This is a genomic window from Methylobacter sp. BBA5.1 (assembly GCF_000746145.1).
GTDB classification, from domain to species: domain Bacteria; phylum Pseudomonadota; class Gammaproteobacteria; order Methylococcales; family Methylomonadaceae; genus Methylobacter; species Methylobacter marinus.
Genome location: NZ_JQKS01000011.1, coordinates 131,225 through 149,276 on the forward strand (window position 1 = coordinate 131,225; position 18,052 = coordinate 149,276).

Genomic DNA, 18,052 nt, shown 5'->3' on the forward strand with positions numbered 1-18,052 from the left:
GTTTATAATAACCGACCATTTTACTTTGTTTGGTCACAGGGTGTAATGCAATAATTATAAATAACGCTACATGGACCCGTACTTAAACTTCGAGGTTATCTATATGAAGAAACTGTCTACTCTTCTAATTTTTCTCAGCTGCGCAACATTAATCGCCTGCGGTAAAGGCCAGGAAATAAACGGCCATAACACCCGCACCGCCTACAAATCGGTAAAATCGATTAAAAATCGTCTGCCTACCGACAAACGCATTGAATTTGAAGTCTCTTTCTGGACCATCCGTGATGCCATAAAAGACAACGATGAATTTCTTGATAAGGTTGACGGCAAGGCTCCCGAAGAAATCATCGCCATAGGCAAGGAAATTTATCAACAACGCAAAAATGCCGGCATTGCCGCCTACACCCAGTATTCCAGCTGGGAGGAAATGATTGCCAAATTCGGCCAGGAGCGGATTGATCAGGAAAGGCACACGCCTAAGGATCCTCGCGACAAATCCAACGATATTCTCTACAAGTTATAACATCATCGGTCAGGCAACGCCTTTTGTTCAACCAGGGTCGAAACAAACTGATTCGCTTCGGCGATGGTTTGTTCCATCGCATAAATCAATTGCGATATGTCGATGCCGATTTCAATAAACTCATGCCTCAATGCCGCAATGGCCTGCGCATTGAGGTTATGCTTAAGGTATAGCACCTGATCCTTGAAAGCCAGCAGCACCGGCTGAATCTTGGCTTCGGCTTTGCGCATGGATTTGATCAGCCGGGCATAGTTTTGCCGGGCGGCCTTCAACTGCTGCCTGCTCAGGTTACGCAAAGAGCGGTTGGTGTATTCGCCAAGCTCCTTTTCCCATTCGATAAACAGCGCTTCGCTGACGTCCTCTATGGCTTTGATCCTGTCGCTGACGGCCTCGGATTTGGCGCGGCAGAACTGGTACTGCCTGTTTAACAGATTGTACTTATGATCCAGCGTGGTTTCGTTGACGCTGACCAGCGACTTGAATCGCTCCAGCGCATCCTCGAATTCATCCCGGGTATCCTGCAGACTGGCACAGGCATGCTCAACCTGGGAGACGACGATGGTACGCTTGTGATCGCCGATCGATTCCCGGGCGCTGTAATAAACATTGCGGAATTTTTTTGAGAAAAAGCTACTGAGTGAATCGAATGATTTTTTTATCAAAAAACTCGATAACGATTTGTTGTATTCGGACATTATAAACTTCGATGATTAATGATTTTTACTGTAAACGGCGCCTGCGCTATAAAGCCGCAAAATGCCTTATCAACGATATCCTGCTCGGCAAGTTTACCGATGTCGGGCCTGACGTCAATCACGGCTGACTTTACCAGAATCAGCTCATCCGCCGAAAGCGCTTCGGCTAGCCAGGCGGCCAGACTATCCGATGTAATGTCCCAACTGGCCTCGATGCCCGCCTTGTCAAGTTCGCCGATATCGGGCGACCAGATCACGATTTTTTTTTCGGCCCATTGCGCCTGAATACCGGCAACCGAACCGGCAATCGAAAAATCAGGCTTGAGTCCCTTAAACAGTAAAGCCATCTGCTGCATGGCCAGCAGCGCCATCGCATGCGCCGTGCCGTCGTCGAACCGCCAGTGCCGCTGGGCCAGCCTGACCTGATCGGCAAACGCGCCGCCGCCGGGCACAATCACCGCGCCGTCAGGCCAGGTTCGTTCGATGGTATTCAGACAGGAAACCAGCGCCCCGGACTCGGCCAGGCTGCCGCCCAGCTTGACAACGATCATTCCGACGTAAACCGCTGCAGCAGTCTGATCATCGCCGCCGCCTTGTCAAAGCACTCCTGATATTCATCTTCCATGACCGAATCGTTGACGATGCCGCCGCCGGCCCAGAAACGGATCGTATGCCCCGAATGCACCAGCGTTCTGATCGTGATACTGGTGTCCATATTGCCGTCGAATCCCAGGTAGCCGATGGACCCGCAATAAACGCCGCGCCGGTGAGGTTCGATTTCTTCGATGATTTCCATGGCGCGAATCTTGGGCGCGCCGGTAATCGACCCGCCCGGAAAACAGCTTCTCAGCAAATCCAGCGCATGCCGGTTGTCGGCCAACTCGCCGGTGACGGTACTGACCAGATGATGCACGGTGGCATAACTTTCCACATCAAACAGAACCGGTACCTTGACCGACCCTTTTTTACAGGTCTTGCTCAGGTCATTGCGCAGCAAATCAACGATCATGACATTTTCGGCCCTGTCCTTTTTGCTGTCTTGCAGCAGCTGTATCTGCCGCCGGTCTTCGGCGGCATCCTGTTTGCGCGGGCGCGTGCCCTTGATCGGCTTGGTTTCCACAATGCCGTCGGTAAGCTTTAAAAAGCGCTCCGGCGACGAACTGAGAATTTGCGCCTCGGGCAGGTTCAGATAGCCGCTGAACGGCGCGGCATTTAATTCGCGCAACACCCGATAAGCGGCCCAGGGATCGCCCTCGCAATCGGCCGCGAAGCGCTGCGTCAGGTTTACCTGATAGCAATCGCCTTCTTTCAGGTAATGCTTGATGCGTTCAAAAGCCCTGGCATAAGCCGCCTTGTCCATATTGGCTTTAATATCGCCGGTCACCCTGAACGGTTCATCGGGGCGCGGGGTCGGCAACCGGCTGAACTGCTCGATTAAAGCCTGCCGTTTCCGGTCATCGGCAACGTGCCCGACCAACGTGCTTTTTTGCCGCGCATGATCGATGACAAGCGCCCATTCATAGATGCCTACGGCCATTTCCGCGATATGTTCGGCGTCCTCGGCGATAACCGGCAGCTTTTCCAGACGGCGAGCCAGATCATAGGAAAAATAACCGATGGCTCCGCCGTTGAAAGGCACGCCGTCAATGGCGGGAAACGCCGGATTCAGCTGCCGCTTGAGCAACAGGAAAGGATCCTCGGCGGATTGCACCGAAACGCCGTTTTGCGTGATTTCGGTCGTATCGCCATGGGTGACCAGCGTGCAGATCGGGTCGGCCGCGATAATATCGTACCGGCCCTGTTTGCTGTAAGGATAACCGCTATCGAGAAAAACCGACCAGGGACGGCTGGCAATCGGGGCAAAAAGTTCTGCGCTGTTATGAAAATAAGGGAGCGGAAAATTAAATTGTTTCGATGACGACATTTAAGTTGTGTCTAGTTGGAAAACGGATTAGCAAATGGTGCACGCGTCGCACAGTCGGTTGAATGGATTGTGAGGGGCATCGGCAAATGAATATCCAGATTGTGATTTTATAACAGCCGCCCGATTTAACAAAACTCTCTGGCCAGACAGGCAACTGCGACGGCCGGCGCGCAATCGGCGGCAGACAACCCCATCCGGACAGGCGCAACCCGGAATAAGTCACTGAAATCAAGGTAAGGATGCCCCAGATTCAGCGCGACCTGCCTGACCAGAAAACGCCCTACGCCGGCGCCGATCAAGGGACTGCCCTGGGGGAGCGCATGGCGCGACAGCTGTCTTTCACAACCCCGCTGGATTTTTTGCAACTGTTGCGAGCGAATATGCAGGGCGAATTGCCGCCAGCGCGGCAGTTCCTCGGCTTTAAAATCGCAGCCTATCATGCGCGATAAGCGCCTGGCGCTGGCCATCACGGTTTTTTCGGCGCCATCGGCCGTATCGGCCAGGTCATGCACCTCATTGAGCTCGCCGGTGACGCGATAAACATCGGCCATCGTGGCGAAATACTCGGCCATCAAGCCGATTTCGCGGCCTTTATCGAACGCCATCTGCGCCACGGCCATGACCGCCGTCCTGATAATGCCGGTATAAACCAGTTCCTCCGACATCAGACGCTGGTAATCAGTATAGCCTTCCGCCCGCACCTGTTGGCCGTGCAGCAGCAGAATATCGGTCGTGGTGCTGCCTATGTCGACGAACAAACCGTTGTCGAGCTTGTGCGCGGCAAACGAAGCGCTGGCCAGCCAGTTGGCTGATGCGATCGCCTCATAATGCGTTTCCTTAATGGCCTCCAGCTCGATCATGCCTTCCCTGCCGGCGAAAACCAGAACCTTGTCCCCGGGTATCAGCGCTTTCACGGCCTCGATGATTTGCCGGACGCCGTCATCCCTGTTCTCGAACAAATCGACCAGCTCGCCGGTCATGGTCACGGCATGCCGGCACCCGGCGGCCGGCAATTGCAGTAAAATCGCGTTGACCGCCTGATGCAGCCGATCCAGGCCCATCCATAAAGGGCAAGCCTGCTGAAACACATCGATAATGTCGCCGGCCTCATCAATAATGGCCGCCTTGACATGAGCCCCGCCTATATCCCAACCGACACTGTTAAGCTGCATCTGATTCCCTTACCTTTATAGTAATAGCCTGATTACGCACCGGATGTAATTGCGGCTCGCCGCCCAGCAGCCGCAACACCTGTTCCGCGACATTAATGCCGAGGCCCTGGCCGATGCCCGCAAATGACGTGGTCAGGCGCGGATTGATTTCCAGCACATGGATCCGCTCCGCCGTCTCGATCAGATCGATGCCCGCATAGCCCCATAAATCGGGGAAAGCCCGGGCGATGTCCGCCGCCAATTTCAGATACGGGCCGGTGCCGGCCTGATAATTGACCACGCATTCCGTTAACCGGTACTGGTTATCGACAATTTCGAAACGCTGCAAATTAACGCATATCAGCCAAGCCCGCCCCTGCTTGAACAAACACGATAGGCTGGTTTTTTCCCCCTGAACATGAGGTTGAAAAATAAACCGCGCTTTATCCCGCGCCTGTAACGAGCATGCCGCGAAGTCCTCGCGGCTGGTGATCAAATAGCTTTCACCGCAGCCCACGCCATCGATGGATTTGACCATCCATTCTCCGGCACAATAATCAACCTCATCGAACAAGCGCGTCGCAACAGTCGTGATATCGTGCCGCCTGAGCCGTTCATAGGTCCTGAGTTTATTGCCGGCCAGGGCCACGGCACCAGCCGGCGAGCTCAATAAAGCCCTGCCGGACTGCTCAACCGCTTGACACAGCGCCTGTAAAATCCCGTCGAATTCCGGCGCGACCGGCCATGCCGCATCGCACTGCGCGGCCAGCCGGGTGAATTCCTCCATAACCTCATGTTCCGGCCGGATAGCAATCGCCGCCATGCCGGACGTGTCTATCGTGTCTATCAGCCGCTCATCAAGCATCACAACCGGTTCGACGCCTTCCAGGGCGGATAAATTATCGAGCAGGGCCTGCAGCATCAAGCGACCTTCGCGCACTAGCGAGCCCGGCAGCGCCTGCTTATTAAAACCGCCGCCCGTGATATACTCAAACACCAGAATTTTCACAATCAAAACAACCAGCAAAAGATGATAGCCATTACGGCTGATGAATTTTGCCTATTGTATCATTTACAGGACACCCTGCGTTTTACGGCATAACAGATAGCCATGAATATAATCCCGGTCATCGACTTGAAAGACGGTGTCGTCGTGCATGCCAGACAGGGCCTGCGCGATCAATACCAGCCGATCAACACCGGCTTGTGCCGCTCATCGGATATCGACAGCGTCATCGAGGCATTTTTAAGCCTTCACGCGTTCTCCACTTTTTATATCGCCGATCTCAATGCGATTACGCGGCAAGGCAGCCATGAACCGTTAATCAATAAGGTGCTGATCCGTTTTCCCATGCTGACCTTTTGGATAGACAGCGGCCATCAGCCAGGCGAACGATATGCAGGCCGGCCCGGCAATTCCGTGCCGGTGCTGGGCAGCGAATCCTTTTGCGACGAAACCATCGATGAGCTTAAGGCTTTCAACAATAACTTCATTCTGTCCCTGGATTATTCGCCGACCGACGCGCTGGGGGCAAAATCCCTGTTTCACAGACCGGACTTGTGGCCCGATCGCATTATCATCATGACGCTGGCGCGCGTGGGCAGCCATAGCGGCCCCGACCTCGACAAACTCACCCGCTTTTGTCGGCAGTACCCGGATAAACACTTTATCGCCGCGGGCGGCGTCCGGAATAAACAGGATTTAACGGCCTTGAGTGACATAGGCATCAGGCATGCCCTGATGGCCAGCGCGCTGCATTCAGGGCACCTGAGCGCCGGCGATATCAAAAACCTTCAGACAAAAAAATACCCCGACGAGTCGGGGTATTTTTGATATTCCCAGAAACTAAGTAAATCTTAGTTAGCAGCGAATGGATGTACTGCAGTTGCTTTACCTTCAACAACTTCTTTAGCTGTAGGCAGGCCAGCAACAGCGCGAGCGATAGCTTCTTTAGTCGCTTCGTAGTTGTACTGTTGGATCTTAGCGTCGTCTTCAGCAGCCCAGTGGATGAATACACCAACAGAGATGAACAGATCGTCAGCTTCGTTTGCTGGGATTGTGCCGTTTTCAACAGAGTCAGCAACAGCCATGGCAACACCACGTTGTGCAGGGCCAAACATTTGAACCGCTTGTTTAGAACCTTTGATAGTTACTTTGTTGAACATAACAGTTGAAGGCTTAACCATCAGGTTAGGTGCAACAACCGCTAACAGGCTGGAAAAACCGTCTTTGTTGTTTGTCAAGCAGTTAGCGAACGCGCTTTCAGCAGCAGAACCTCTAGGACCGATCATCAGGTCGATGTGAGCAACTTCGTTGCCTTCACCCACCAAAGATTCACCAACGCGCAAGTTATTGATTTTAGCCATGCTTATTTTCCCCTGTGTAGAAAAAAAATGAAAAAAGTTTAGATTAAATCCAAGGACATTAAATGTCAGATATTTGCTTTTAAAACAAATTCGTTGTCGAAGACTAATTGAAAAAGTTAAAGATTCTCAATTAAATCCTCTAAAAATACTGTCAGCACAGTTGCTACAGTCAAATCAGCCGTTGTGCCCGGGTTAATCCCATCAAGCTTAAATTCCCGATCGATGCGATAAAGCAATGGCTTAAGTCGCTCCGGATTATCAGTTTTGGAAAACTCCTCGTTAAGCAGAACCATCCTGGCCGCAACTAATTCGGAGTACTTGTCTCCGAATTTTCTTTCGATATGACTATCAGGAAATTGACTGAGCAAAGCGGCATATACTGCAACCGCGGCCCAATTTCGGTCTCCCCACCGAGTGAAGTGCGCATTATACCTCAAAACTGAAAATTCGAAAATATCTTTATAATCCGTAGCGTATTGCAACGCGATGCGATCTTTGGGGGCAGCTATTTTCATGGCCTCGGTCAAGGTCACGGATGCCTTGTCACTGACATCCTGCTCCTCGGACTCGCCCAACCCACCTGGCGATGCCAGGGTGATGGCCTTAAAAACCCAATCGGCATCTTCAATTGTGGTCGTGGCGATAACATCGCGCAACGCCTGCCTCAGCGATACGCCAGGGCCGCAACGGTTGACCGCCTGGATCAACGGCGCGCACAGCAATAGAATTCCCAAATTGGTATTGCAACCTACCGCTTCCCGTGTCGCCTTGACGGCATAATAGATTTTTTCGCCCAGCGAATAATCCGGATTGCACAGAGGCGGCGCACTGACTTCGGCGCTGACCCTGAAATCCGCCACGGTCATATCATGGCCACCGGCATAAACACTGACATTGCCGGGCTTGAAGGCCTGCAATTCCACTTCGCAGGCCAACCGGTACAGATCACTCAGGCGTTTTGCGGAAATCATGAGACAGCGGCAACCAGTTCAGGCCGGTTTTGATCGAGATATCGGGTTATCAGATCGTCCACCAGCAATTCGGCGATATTGACATCGCAAACACTCTCCAGGCCTTTCCAGGCCGGAATGCTGTTTATTTCAATAATGGTGTAATTGCCTTCCCGGTCGCGAATGATATCCACGCCGGCGTAATCCATGGCCAGCGCATGCGTTGCCCTGACCGCCAGATCCGCCATTTGGGGATCCAGATCGATCACTTCGCATTGCGCGCCGCGCGCGACATTGTTCAGCCAAAACTTGCCGCGCCTGCGCATGGCCGCAACCGCACGGCCGTTGATCACGAAGACGCGATGATCGGAAAAGCCCACGCCGTCGCAATGCACAAAGCGTTGCAGATAATAAACGCCATGACTGCTGGTCAGCCAGAACAGGTCGGTCATTTTTTCAATACGCCGGATGCCCTCGCCTTGCGAACCGAACAGCGGCTTGCTGATCAACAGATTGCCGTTGCTCAATTCTTCCTCGGCAATGCTCAAGGCCAGTTCCCTGTCCCGCGAGATCCAGGTCACAGGCGTCGGCAGCCCCGCATTGCGCAACAGAAAGCTGGTCATGCCCTTATCGACGCTGCGCTCAACGGCCTTCCCGTCATTGTAGACGGGAATACTCATCGCCTTTAAGGCATGCAGAACATCCAGATACATCACGACTTCTTCCAATGAACCGCCCGGCACGCCGCGAACGAAGGCGGCATCGGGCAGCGCCTGCTCGAACCCGGGTATCGAAACCGGCATCTGTCCGGGCTCGATGGTAAAACCGCACTCGGTTAACGAGACAAATTCGCAGTCGTAACCCCGGCCGGCGAAAGCAAGACGCAACTGCTTGCCGTGCCAGCCCGGATCATCGGTAAAAATTGCTATGCGACTCACACGCGTACTCTCAAAAATGAAAAGCCGGGTTGGACAACCCGATGGAGGCCGCAAGGCGCCATTGGCGCCTTGCGGCAGGATGACCGGGCGTTTTAGGCGCCGAAAGACTGATCCAGCAAGGCATTGTCGAGCTTGCCGGCGCGGAAGCTTTTGCCGGACTCGACCGCCGTCACGATAACGCTGGCCGGACTGAACAGCATGGCGTCGATTTTAAAGAAATCGTATTCATACTGTTTAAAAATATCGGCGAAAGGCTTGCCGTAATCCTTGGACGTTGAACTGGGCAGTTCCCGCGCCAGTTTTTCGGCATCCTCGTCGCTGCCCTTGACGAAGATATGCACCTGGCCCGCGAACAGAATCGCATCGTTAGTGCGCCCCATGGCCTTGACAAAATTCGGATGCGGCGGACAAACCGGCGCGCTGCCGCTGCCGTCGATAATGTTTTCCAGCGGAAAATGCAGGGCATGCGCCTTGTGCATGGCTACTTCCAGCACCCGCGCCACCACCTGAACGCCGCCGGCCAGGCTGCTGGTCGGCGTGACAATGATCGTCAATCTGGAAGGATCGACCTTGCAGGCGGCCGCGACTTTTTCCACGAGCTCGACAGGCGGAACCGCATCATTCTCGATCACCAGTACGGTCGACTCGGCCTCGTCGCGATACTCCAGTTCCTTGTAAAGCTCCTCCACCGGCTCTTCCTTGCCGTCTTTTACTTTAGTCGCCATGGCACGGGCCGGCCCCGAACCCAAGGCGTAATATTTTTCATGCGACAGGCTCCAGCCCGCGTATTGACTGCCCAGACAGCCCAGCACCGGGTTGCCGGTATGGACGTTGACGGTCAATGGCCAGTTAGCCGTATATGGGCTTTGGCTGATCGTGACAGTGCCCATGCCGCCGAGACAGATTTCAGCAATGATGCGCCCGGCTTCGATGCCGCCCGGCACGTTAATACCGGCATCAACGATTGTGCAGCCATTTGCCAGTTTTTCTACATGGATTCTTAATTTATCGGCGTTATCAATCAGTTGCTTGACTAATGGCTGAGTCAATTTATTAACGCTTGCTGTATATTCCATATCGGTCGATACCTTGATTTAATTTATTAACAATAATCTGCTGCCTAGTCGCCAGCTTTTCCCACACCCGCCGCGACTTTTTCGAGTGCGCAATGATACTGCAAATCGGCTGTTTTATGCCAATTAATGCACCGGATTCAGGCCGATCCAGGCACCATGGCGGCCATGCGAACGGGTCGGGAATACGCAACTCCGATGACGCGTAAATAACCCGATAGCCCGTATAGCCCGCCTGCCCGAATGGCCCGCCAAGCAACTCGCCCTGGCTGGCCTTGATGTGCCTGATCAGCAAATCCTGATCATATAACTGCATGCTGGCCGGCGGACGCGCATTGATTTCCAGCACGTAAATTCGTTCCCCTGACCGGATGAAATCGAGCGAATTCAAACCCTTGATCGCAAAAATCGGCACCAGTTTTTTTAGCCAGTCCTTTATCAGCGCTTTATGCGCATCGTGCAACAAGCAATCATTGCTGATGCCCGAAAATACGAACGCCTGCGCATCATCCAGGGCCTCTGTCCATTGCCTGTTAAAGCCGACGACCTGCGCGTTGCTGCCATCAGCCAGAAACAGCACGGAATTTTGCTCGCCTTCGACATAGCGCTGCCAGTAAACCGATGCCGAAGCTATCGCGTCTCCGGCATGCCAGCGCTTGATGCCTATGCCGCCCCGCCCCTGATGCGGCTTTACCAGCCAATCCCCATCGGATGCCGGCACATCAAACGAAACGGCCGGATAAGGAATCTTTAAGCGCTCGAGACAGGAAAAAAACGTTTTCTTATCCTGAACGCCTGTAAACACCTCGACAGCATTGCCGAGAAGATTCAACCGATCGCCCAGATAATGCAGACTCTCCGGATGACATTCAAAACCGCCGCCATAAACAACCTGGGCAACACCATGATGCTTGATGAAATCGTCCACGGCCGCCGCGATGTCGGCCTCGGCCAATGAATCGACCTGACGGAATGCCTCGGCGCAGGCTCTGGTATCCTGATCGGCGAACAGATCGATGACTAAAGGCTTCAGCCCGGACGCTTTCGCCGCCTGCGCCAACATGCGCGCGGAACCGGCGATAACGAGAAGAGACTCAGGAATGACCGTGCCGACCGTCACCGGGACAACAACGATGCCTACATGACAAAAACGTCGCCGCCGTTATTACGGGCACTGGCAACCGTAAAACTCAGATTATCAAAATGAGCGAACTCCTGCCCGGCATGCCTGACCAGGGATTCCGCAAAATGCGCGCCGTCCACCGCGCAAAAGCCGGTAGGCCCCCAAGAAGTCTGGCCGATGGCGACGGCGCCCTGGCGTTCAAACCAATCCATCACTTCGGCCACTTCCGGACTGGTGAAAACGCCGCCCTGCGCCGCGGCGAAATGCTCTCCGACCGACCTTTGCAGCTGCGTGATGACATCGCCGAACTTGACGATGTCATTCTCCGCCACGGCCGGCAAGCCCTGCATCAACAACAGATAACATAAGCGCGCGGCTTCCTGGCTGGAAAAGGGCGGCAATACGGCAAAAGCCTGGGTTTCCTGATGACCATGCAGCCCCTGCCCGCGCTGGTCGAAGACAAGAATAAAGCGCCAATCCTCGGGCACATCCATATGCACCAGCACCGGCGGCGTGACCGTTTTTTCGCCCCGGCCGCCGTCGACCACCAGGCCGCCCTGTTCAAAAATGCCGATACCGATACCGGAGCGCATGCCTCTGTCGGTCAACTGGGCGATTTCGCGAACCGTCAGCCCCAAGCCGTAAAACGCGTTCAAGGCGGAACCTATCGCAAGGGACATTTGCGTGCCCGAGCCCAGCCCGACATGTTCGGGGATAGCCGCTTCAATCGTGATATTCAGCTTATCGGATACGTCCAGCGTCCGGCACAGCATGGCCGTACATTTTTTGGCTCGCTGCGCGGCGGGTCCAGTGACGGTGCATTGCTCGGCCCTGGTTATCGACAAACGCGTGCTGATTTCATTAAGCGCGATGCCAATGCTGCCGAAATGACGGCCCAATGATCCGCTTAAATCGATGAACCCCATATGCAATCTCGCGGGGGCAATTACTGAGACTTTAGAATGTTGTACTTTCAAAAGTTATAAATCGCTTGTGGCAGATAAGTGGCGGAAATTATACATGATCAAACTCTCATGTGAACAAAGGAAGCGGTTTTTAAATGTCGGCGCGGACTTAAAGCGACAAACACAAAATGGCCTCGACAGTCTGTGCCAAACCTGAAGGGTTTGATTACTCGTTCCCGCGCTCCTGCGTGGGAATGCATACCGAGGCTGTGTTCACCACGAAGATCACGAACGGCCGCATGGACAGATATTTGCTCCTCAGCAGACAGTCCATGCCAAACCTGAAAGGCTTGATGGCGGGGTATTCACATTTGCCTTATTTGGCGCAGTGCGAATGAATTCGCACCTACAGAGACGCTATGAGTTCTCCTGTGGGCCGATCGGCGCGGCAACGGGGATCAGTCCGTTGATTACATCGGCCAATTGCGCCAGGTCATTCATCATGACATCGCACAACTCGCGTGTGTGCGGATCGACGGGCAGGATCGACGGAATCAGCACCGAAAACGCGCCGGCTCTGGACGCCGCCTCAATGCCGGCATGAGAATCCTCGACCACCAGGCAACGGCTGATAGGTACGTTCAGCAACGCCGCCGCTTTCAGGAAAATCTCGGGCGAGGGCTTGCCCTGGCGCACATGATCACGCGTGACAATCGTTGAAAAAACATCCCTGATGCCGGCGGATTCAAGGCATTGATACGCATTGAGCATGGGGCTGTTGGTGGCCAGGCAATAAGGAATGCCCTGCCCGGCAATCAGGTCAAGCAATTGCCTGAAGCCTTTTTTCGTGTTGATCCCATGGGTATTGACGTAGTGATGCCAATAATCGGTACTTAACCGGGCGAATGTTTTCAGATCGAAATCCGCCCCGCAAAAAGCCATCAACCGCTGCTCGACAACCTCGGAATGCAACCCCGACATGGACAGGCAAAACGCTTCCGGAAATTCATACCCCATGGCGCCGGCCGCCTGCTGCCAGGCAGCCACATACGTGGTCTCGGTATCCAGAACCAGGCCATCCATATCGAAAATAACCGCGCTGAAATCAGGTAACTTATGCATCCGGCGGTTGAATAACCTTAATATATTCGCCATGGGCTTCCCGGCTGGAACCGACGACGATACGTTTGAGCCCCTGCTCTTCCTGTTCCAGCCGCCCCGATACCTCCACCGTTTCGCCGCGCAAAGCCTGCCCCGTATAAGTGGCGGTAAAACTGACGACCCTTTGGATGTACTTATGAGCCACTTTAAATTCGGCGGGATAATCAAACGCGCGCGTATCGTCGGTGACCTCGCATTGCAGCGTAACCGACTCGCCTTTTTGGAAATTGACCGATTCCGGCTTAGCCTCGTTTTCAATAAAATTCAAATCAAACTTGCGCCCGTTAATGATTCCCTTATTGGATTTGCGCCGTTCGTGCCAGACGTATTCGTCAAAACTCAACGCGCATGAGCGGCGCTGATAGGATTGCCGCCAGTCATCGCCATTGAGATCCTGCAAATGGCCCAGTCGGATCAGCTCGCGCGTTATCGCCCTGGCTTCATGGAAAACATTGCGCCCGTAACAGACCAGATCGATATCGGAACTGTGCTGCTGAACGCCGATCAGCAACGAGCCAGTCACCCCGATCTTCATTAAATCCAGCCCCTGCTTCCGGAATAAATGGCACAACTGGAGCAAATCCTGCTCAACCGTATCCGGCGACTTCGAGCGCGTGATATGCCGCAGCCGGTGCTGGGGTTGGTGATGCCTGACTATGCGTATTACCGCCACCGCATGCAAATGCGCATCCAGAACGCTGGAATAATGCAGATAATCGGGATGATGCTGTGCCAGCAGGGCGTTGGCCTGGTCGGTGTCATATTTTTTCCAGCCCGAGGCTTCCCTTACGTAACGTAAAAAACACAACACCTTGCCCTGTTCCAGGCCTTGCGCCACCACGGCAAAAATCAGCCCTTCGGCCGTTTCGATAAAATCTTTGGGATAAAACATGAATTACAATTTAAGGTCTTATGGCGTCTGGTCGATCTTACATCAATATAAGGGTGAATTATTGTACCGGATACGCCGCAACGATACAGCAACTCTTGGATAGTCTTGTTCATCGTCAGCCGGTTAGAGGCATTTTGTATTGGGACGGTTCATTCATTTTTTGTCCGCGCGCAATGGCAGGGTCGAATGCACTTGCGCTCCATGGTTGTTCGACCCAAGACCCCAAAAACGGCCGCATCGGCCACACTTACGTATCCAAATCGATACCCGACTTGCCCGGCGCCAGGATATTGTTAGGGTCGAGCGCACGCTTAAGCGTCTTGTTGACCTCGCGCTGCACCGGACCGAAGCTATTGGCGACGCGATCCATGAACGCGGTATTGACCCGGTACACGCCATAGCCGTTTTTCTCGAACTCACCCAGCAGTTCGGCGAAACAGTCATGGGCGCGGGTCATCTCCTCGGTATCGGTGCGGTCAAACAGCACATCGATGAGATGGTGCAAGGCACGCTGGGTGAGGATAAACTCGCCGACATAGTCCAGGCCGTGCTTGTTGAGGATCCGGGTCGCCAGCTCGACCTGCTTGACCGTCTCCGAGCCCTTGGCCTGGCTCAACGGTGCGAACCACATGGACCCTCCGCCGCCGCGCCAGTTGTATAGACCGAACTCGGTCAGGTTCATGTTGCCGCGCATCAGATCCGCGCGGTATTTAAACGCCGGATCATTGCCGGCATGATCTTCGGTGATGATCTCGCCCTTCCCCAACTTCTTGATACTGTCAATGACGATCCGCCAGTTGACCTCGACTTGCTCGTGGGTGCCGTACAGCGCGCCATAGGCAGTCCAGGCGCCGATATTATGCTCGTCGCGGATACGCTGGATGACGTCTTTTGAAGTCACGCCTTTCTCCGTGGTGTAATCGGATCGGCGCACCGTGGCGCTGGCCTCGTACAGGGTGCCGGCGAATACCACGCCATTCGGAATAATGCCGTTGATGCTCAACGGCCGGAACATCTCCACCAGATCCTTGATATCCTCATCCTTCCTGAACTTGACCGCGAACGGCCTGAAGACATCCGGCTGCGGCATCAGCCAGAGCCCCATCTTGGTCACAATGCCGAAATTAGACTGGGTGAAAATACCGTCCAGGTACGGACCGTACCCCCACTTGAACACCTGCCAGGTATTGGAGTCCCGAACGCCGCCCATGCCGGTGCGCAGCACTTTACCGTTGGCCAGCACCACTTCCATGCCGCACTGAAACATAAAATGCTCGGCATAAGGCGTATAGCCGACGCCGCGATCCAGGGTGTTGCCGACCGGGCCCACGATCGCGGACGGCGCCGGCGGATCGACCCACAGCTTGTAGCCCTTCTCCTTGATGTGATCGGCCAGCTGCTGATAAGTCACGCCCGGCTCGACCAGGGCGGTACACAGGTCCGGATCGATCTCGATGATCTTGTTCATCTTCTTCAGGTCCAGAATGATCTGGCCGCGATGATGCGGCGCGGCAGTGCCGTAGCCGAAGTTGTGGCCGGTGGACACGGTCCACACCGGGATCTTGTGCTCGTTGCAAATCCTCACAACGCCCTGCACCTGTTCCACGTTGGTAGCGGTCAGGACGGCGGAGGCCGCGTGCCCGGCTTCATCCACCGACATCATGATCTTCATGTAAGGCACCAGCTGCTCTTGCTTGACCAGAACGTTCTCGTTGCCGAGCAACTGGCGGAACTGCTGGACCGCATTATGGAACGCCTGCGGCTCAACTCCCGGAGGAAGTATGGCGTAGTTTTGTTCAGTCATTGATTTGACTCCTTCAAGTCTCGATCGCGAAAGAAACGAAATTTCCGGCCAAAAGCGGCCGAGTGCCGGCGGCCGGCGGCGCCCAGGCGGATCGTTCAGCATCCGGCGCGGCCAGGATAAATCCAAGCGCCGCGGCCCACCGGTCCGAATCGCCTGCCGCGCCGTTGCCGGGCCGGGCCGCCAGCTCGAAAGATGTCTCGGCGTGGTGCGGGCGCTGCTCGCTAAGGCTGAAACCGGCGCCGCAGGCGCTCAGTTGCCGGCCCAACCGCATCGCGCAACCCCGTGTTGACTCGGTGCTGAGCAGCCGATGGCGCGAGTGTCCGGAACTGGCCGCATGATAACCCAGCCACGGCACGCGGACGCCCGAGGCGCGCGCCAACTCGACGATCAGCGCGGCGCTGGCGTCATCGACCAGACCGATGATCCGGGTCGGCTGCCCGGAGCGCAGCAACTGATTGAAATCCCGCACGAACCCCATGCCGTGGTCCGTGCGCTGCACCCGCAGGAACTCACCCGGCACCGTCTCGGCAATGCCCTGGAGGAACGCCGAGCGTTCGACCGCGCCGCTGACCAGCGCCAGAACCGGCCGGCTTTGGACACCGGCCGCAGCCCGGGCCAAAGCCCGGCCCGGGCGCGCCATGAGCACACCGGCGAAACCGCCCAGGGCGATGCCCTTAATAAAGGAACGACGTGTAACATGCATGGCAGACTCCTTATTGCTGCGGCGGCGCGGATTGCGACACATACTCGGCAAGACGCTGCAAGGTCTTGTCATCGATGAAGGCGGCGGAAAAGGCCGGCATCGCCTTCCAGCCGTGTCGGACCCAGGCGGCAATATACGTCGGCGTCAATTGCCGACCCTTGATTACCGGCCCAACCCCGACGTCATGGCAATAAGCACAGATTTTGGCGTAGACTTGTTCCTCGTTTCGCCATTTGTCATCCTCTTTAGCGAAGGCGGAAACCGAAAGCAAAGCGAGAAAAACAGCGGCGCAGGCCGCGAAAATCCGCTTTCCGCACCGACAGGTCATGGACAAGGACATTTTCGTGCTCCTCTGGGCTTGATGAAAAATTCATGAAAGCTGACTTCACCGCTACAGAACGGATGGGCGCGCGGGGGTCATTGCATATCGACATATCGTTGGCATGCGTCATGCCGGCCCGACCGCTTGCGCAAAGCGCGCGCCGCGTTCCAGATTAGCGGAAAAAGCTATACAACCTGTAACCGGACGCGTTCGCCAGCACCAGCGCGTCCGCTTCATTTTTGGCACACAGAATCGACACGATCGGCCCGAAGATTCTTCGAGGACCGGCGAACTGCCGGGCGATACCTCGTTACACACATGCGCCGGCTCGCCAACGGAGCCATCCGAACGCCCCCGCCTTCAGGCGGCGGACATGCGTGATGCAACGCTCGACAAAGGCGTCATGCGGACGGGCATCGACAATGATGCGATTGATACTGAAATAAATCCGCCCGGACACAGAAAACGCCCGAACACTGCGGCGATGCGGCCGATACCGCAACCCGCCGGCGTCGAACCGGAAAATGATGAAATAAGCCGGAGCCGCGGATGCCCGACAACCCGACAAAGTGATCGCCGATTTCACTGCCCGCGCCAACCGTCACATTAAGAATGCCCACAGGCCGGCCTCCCCGGAGATCTTCCTAACAGCAAGTCTCCCGCTCTCCGGCGTATCGCCCGCCGGCTTGACCACGGCGGCGTTGCCCTGCTCTCCGGCGCGAGCGAGCGCTGGATCAGATGCAAAGGGAAATGGCGCAGGCTGATGATGTCGATCACGCCCAACGACCGGCAATTGATCCGGTTATCTTTGCCGGCAATGTCCGCACGCAGAATGCGCCCGGCAGCATGATAAGGAAACGAAATCGCATCAAGCGTGACGCCCCGCGCGCTTTGTCCTTCAATGATCGCTTTCAAACGCGACGAATCCGCTTCATCGATCAGCCTCGGAATGATGTCCTCGCGGCAGGCATCGAAAATCCGCATCGCCTTAAGCAGCACCTCAGTGCGCTTCACCGGTGCCGCAGCCGCCCCGGCTTTCTGCGCCGCGCCCGCCGATTCATAAGCCTCATCCTGCGCGGACGCCAGCAACATCACGACCAGGGACTGGCCATTAAAAGGATTGGTATTTATCAGATTGTGACTGGAACGGCCGGCGCGCCACCGCCCGCCAATCGGCAGGACTTCAAACCCGGAACAGGCCCCGGCCGACTGCCATGTATCGCCCATAATGCGACTCCTGTTTAAATTTGTGACTGCACCAGACTCAGGGCGTTTGTGTCTGATACTGCTGTGTTACATTTTTAAACTGTCCGCGAGTGTGCATACATCGCTCATCATTGTCAAATTTTGCTGAGCTGCCGGTGCGTCAAGTTAAGCTGTGGATGGGGTGTTTTTTTTGAATAGTTTGGGGATTTCTTACATGATGAGGGTTGTTTTTATGGGCGTGGGGAACAGAAACGCATGATCAGCATAACCACGGTTATAGCCGGTTCATCCCCACGGGCGTGGGGAACAGCACAG

At 55.1% G+C, this 18,052-nt stretch carries 20 protein-coding genes; 2 read left to right on the plus strand and 18 right to left on the minus strand.

The features are described 5' to 3' along the window. The first annotated feature begins 103 nt into the window (after nucleotides 1–103). Nucleotides 104–523 (plus strand): hypothetical protein, encoded by a 420-nt coding sequence (locus EK22_RS08185; protein WP_027147540.1) that lies wholly within the window; start codon nucleotides 104–106, stop codon nucleotides 521–523. Between the two features lie 2 nt (nucleotides 524–525). On the opposite strand, the gene EK22_RS08190 is transcribed toward EK22_RS08185, so the two are convergent. From EK22_RS08190 to EK22_RS08210, 5 genes are all read right to left on the minus strand, one after another. Next, nucleotides 526–1,218 (minus strand): DUF2959 domain-containing protein, encoded by a 693-nt coding sequence (locus EK22_RS08190; protein ID WP_020161307.1) that lies wholly within the window; start codon nucleotides 1,216–1,218, stop codon nucleotides 526–528. Continuing rightward, nucleotides 1,218–1,769, minus strand: a complete 552-nt coding sequence (locus EK22_RS08195; RefSeq protein WP_020161308.1) for an amino acid kinase family protein — start codon at nucleotides 1,767–1,769, stop codon at nucleotides 1,218–1,220. Before EK22_RS08195 ends, EK22_RS08190 begins: the two co-directional genes overlap by 1 nt. Further along, on the minus strand, nucleotides 1,766–3,142 hold the full coding sequence (gene pabB / locus EK22_RS08200; RefSeq protein WP_020161309.1) for an aminodeoxychorismate synthase component I: 1,377 nt from the start codon (nucleotides 3,140–3,142) through the stop codon (nucleotides 1,766–1,768). Before pabB ends, EK22_RS08195 begins: the two co-directional genes overlap by 4 nt. 125 nt (nucleotides 3,143–3,267) lie before the next feature. Beyond that, nucleotides 3,268–4,314 carry a hydantoinase/oxoprolinase family protein gene (locus tag EK22_RS08205; protein WP_020161310.1) on the minus strand — a complete coding sequence of 349 codons (1,047 nt, stop codon included), beginning with the start codon at nucleotides 4,312–4,314 and terminating at the stop codon, nucleotides 3,268–3,270. Further along, the gene (locus EK22_RS08210) at nucleotides 4,304–5,302 is read right to left on the minus strand and encodes an ATP-grasp domain-containing protein (RefSeq protein ID WP_036249837.1); all 999 of its coding nucleotides are present in this window, start codon (nucleotides 5,300–5,302) and stop codon (nucleotides 4,304–4,306) included. The genes EK22_RS08205 and EK22_RS08210 overlap by 11 nt, the downstream gene beginning before the upstream one ends. 102 nt (nucleotides 5,303–5,404) lie before the next feature. Here EK22_RS08210 and EK22_RS08215 point away from each other — a divergent pair, with 102 nt between their 5' ends. Next, entirely contained in the window at nucleotides 5,405–6,127 is a 723-nt protein-coding gene (locus tag EK22_RS08215) for a HisA/HisF-related TIM barrel protein (RefSeq protein WP_020161312.1), read from the plus strand. A 23-nt stretch (nucleotides 6,128–6,150) separates the two neighbouring features. Here the strand turns inward: EK22_RS08215 and fae are convergent, their stop codons facing one another. The 13 genes from fae to EK22_RS23070 all read right to left on the minus strand — a co-directional run bounded on the left by fae (nucleotide 6,151) and on the right by EK22_RS23070 (nucleotide 17,758). Continuing rightward, complete coding sequence (fae, locus tag EK22_RS08220; protein WP_020161313.1) at nucleotides 6,151–6,660, minus strand: formaldehyde-activating enzyme; 510 nt, start codon at nucleotides 6,658–6,660, stop codon at nucleotides 6,151–6,153. A gap of 116 nt (nucleotides 6,661–6,776) precedes the next feature. Further along, a complete protein-coding gene (locus EK22_RS08225) occupies nucleotides 6,777–7,631 on the minus strand; it encodes a triphosphoribosyl-dephospho-CoA synthase (protein ID WP_020161314.1) in 855 nt (284 codons plus the stop codon). Then, nucleotides 7,628–8,548 (minus strand): ATP-grasp domain-containing protein, encoded by a 921-nt coding sequence (locus tag EK22_RS08230; RefSeq protein WP_020161315.1) that lies wholly within the window; start codon nucleotides 8,546–8,548, stop codon nucleotides 7,628–7,630. The genes EK22_RS08225 and EK22_RS08230 overlap by 4 nt, the downstream gene beginning before the upstream one ends. 92 nt (nucleotides 8,549–8,640) lie before the next feature. Then, the gene (gene mch, locus EK22_RS08235) at nucleotides 8,641–9,624 is read right to left on the minus strand and encodes a methenyltetrahydromethanopterin cyclohydrolase (RefSeq protein WP_020161316.1); all 984 of its coding nucleotides are present in this window, start codon (nucleotides 9,622–9,624) and stop codon (nucleotides 8,641–8,643) included. Next, complete coding sequence (locus tag EK22_RS08240; protein ID WP_235209252.1) at nucleotides 9,602–10,741, minus strand: ATP-grasp domain-containing protein; 1,140 nt, start codon at nucleotides 10,739–10,741, stop codon at nucleotides 9,602–9,604. Before EK22_RS08240 ends, mch begins: the two co-directional genes overlap by 23 nt. Nucleotides 10,742–10,758: 17 nt before the next feature. After that, nucleotides 10,759–11,670 (minus strand): beta-ribofuranosylaminobenzene 5'-phosphate synthase family protein, encoded by a 912-nt coding sequence (locus EK22_RS08245; protein ID WP_020161318.1) that lies wholly within the window; start codon nucleotides 11,668–11,670, stop codon nucleotides 10,759–10,761. Between the two features lie 396 nt (nucleotides 11,671–12,066). Then, nucleotides 12,067–12,771: an HAD family hydrolase gene (locus tag EK22_RS08250; RefSeq protein WP_036249799.1), complete on the minus strand. Its 705-nt coding sequence runs from the start codon at nucleotides 12,769–12,771 to the stop codon at nucleotides 12,067–12,069. Next, a complete protein-coding gene (locus tag EK22_RS08255; RefSeq protein ID WP_036249801.1) occupies nucleotides 12,764–13,702 on the minus strand; it encodes a hypothetical protein in 939 nt (312 codons plus the stop codon). The genes EK22_RS08250 and EK22_RS08255 overlap by 8 nt, the downstream gene beginning before the upstream one ends. A gap of 247 nt (nucleotides 13,703–13,949) precedes the next feature. Beyond that, nucleotides 13,950–15,506 carry an FAD-binding oxidoreductase gene (locus EK22_RS08260; RefSeq protein ID WP_036249802.1) on the minus strand — a complete coding sequence of 519 codons (1,557 nt, stop codon included), beginning with the start codon at nucleotides 15,504–15,506 and terminating at the stop codon, nucleotides 13,950–13,952. Nucleotides 15,507–15,519: 13 nt separating this feature from the next. Continuing rightward, nucleotides 15,520–16,260, minus strand: coding sequence for a hypothetical protein (locus EK22_RS08265; RefSeq protein WP_152565033.1), 741 nt, complete (start codon nucleotides 16,258–16,260; stop codon nucleotides 15,520–15,522). Continuing rightward, entirely contained in the window at nucleotides 16,220–16,549 is a 330-nt protein-coding gene (locus EK22_RS08270; RefSeq protein WP_036249805.1) for a c-type cytochrome, read from the minus strand. The genes EK22_RS08265 and EK22_RS08270 overlap by 41 nt, the downstream gene beginning before the upstream one ends. Nucleotides 16,550–16,841: 292 nt before the next feature. Then, nucleotides 16,842–17,117 (minus strand): hypothetical protein, encoded by a 276-nt coding sequence (locus EK22_RS24170; RefSeq protein ID WP_152565034.1) that lies wholly within the window; start codon nucleotides 17,115–17,117, stop codon nucleotides 16,842–16,844. A 20-nt stretch (nucleotides 17,118–17,137) separates the two neighbouring features. Continuing rightward, entirely contained in the window at nucleotides 17,138–17,758 is a 621-nt protein-coding gene (locus EK22_RS23070) for an aldehyde dehydrogenase family protein (RefSeq protein WP_051961771.1), read from the minus strand. Nucleotides 17,759–18,052: the final 294 nt, after the last annotated feature.

Bases quoted from the DNA above. Each gene is read 5' to 3' on its own strand.
- EK22_RS08205 (WP_020161310.1), bottom strand. From the start codon at position 4,314: ATGCAGCTTAACAGTGTCGGTTGGGATATAGGCGGGGCTCATGTCAAG.
- EK22_RS08255 (WP_036249801.1), bottom strand. From the start codon at position 13,702: ATGTTTTATCCCAAAGATTTTATCGAAACGGCCGAAGGGCTGATTTTT.
- fae (WP_020161313.1), bottom strand. From the start codon at position 6,660: ATGGCTAAAATCAATAACTTGCGCGTTGGTGAATCTTTGGTGGGTGAA.
- mch (WP_020161316.1), bottom strand. From the start codon at position 9,624: ATGGAATATACAGCAAGCGTTAATAAATTGACTCAGCCATTAGTCAAG.
- pabB (WP_020161309.1), bottom strand. From the start codon at position 3,142: ATGTCGTCATCGAAACAATTTAATTTTCCGCTCCCTTATTTTCATAAC.
- EK22_RS08250 (WP_036249799.1), bottom strand. From the start codon at position 12,771: ATGCATAAGTTACCTGATTTCAGCGCGGTTATTTTCGATATGGATGGC.
- EK22_RS08215 (WP_020161312.1), top strand. From the start codon at position 5,405: ATGAATATAATCCCGGTCATCGACTTGAAAGACGGTGTCGTCGTGCAT.
- EK22_RS08245 (WP_020161318.1), bottom strand. From the start codon at position 11,670: ATGGGGTTCATCGATTTAAGCGGATCATTGGGCCGTCATTTCGGCAGC.
- EK22_RS08270 (WP_036249805.1), bottom strand. From the start codon at position 16,549: ATGTCCTTGTCCATGACCTGTCGGTGCGGAAAGCGGATTTTCGCGGCC.
- EK22_RS23070 (WP_051961771.1), bottom strand. From the start codon at position 17,758: ATGGGCGATACATGGCAGTCGGCCGGGGCCTGTTCCGGGTTTGAAGTC.
- EK22_RS08190 (WP_020161307.1), bottom strand. From the start codon at position 1,218: ATGTCCGAATACAACAAATCGTTATCGAGTTTTTTGATAAAAAAATCA.
- EK22_RS08225 (WP_020161314.1), bottom strand. From the start codon at position 7,631: ATGATTTCCGCAAAACGCCTGAGTGATCTGTACCGGTTGGCCTGCGAA.
- EK22_RS08195 (WP_020161308.1), bottom strand. From the start codon at position 1,769: ATGATCGTTGTCAAGCTGGGCGGCAGCCTGGCCGAGTCCGGGGCGCTG.
- EK22_RS08260 (WP_036249802.1), bottom strand. From the start codon at position 15,506: ATGACTGAACAAAACTACGCCATACTTCCTCCGGGAGTTGAGCCGCAG.
- EK22_RS08185 (WP_027147540.1), top strand. From the start codon at position 104: ATGAAGAAACTGTCTACTCTTCTAATTTTTCTCAGCTGCGCAACATTA.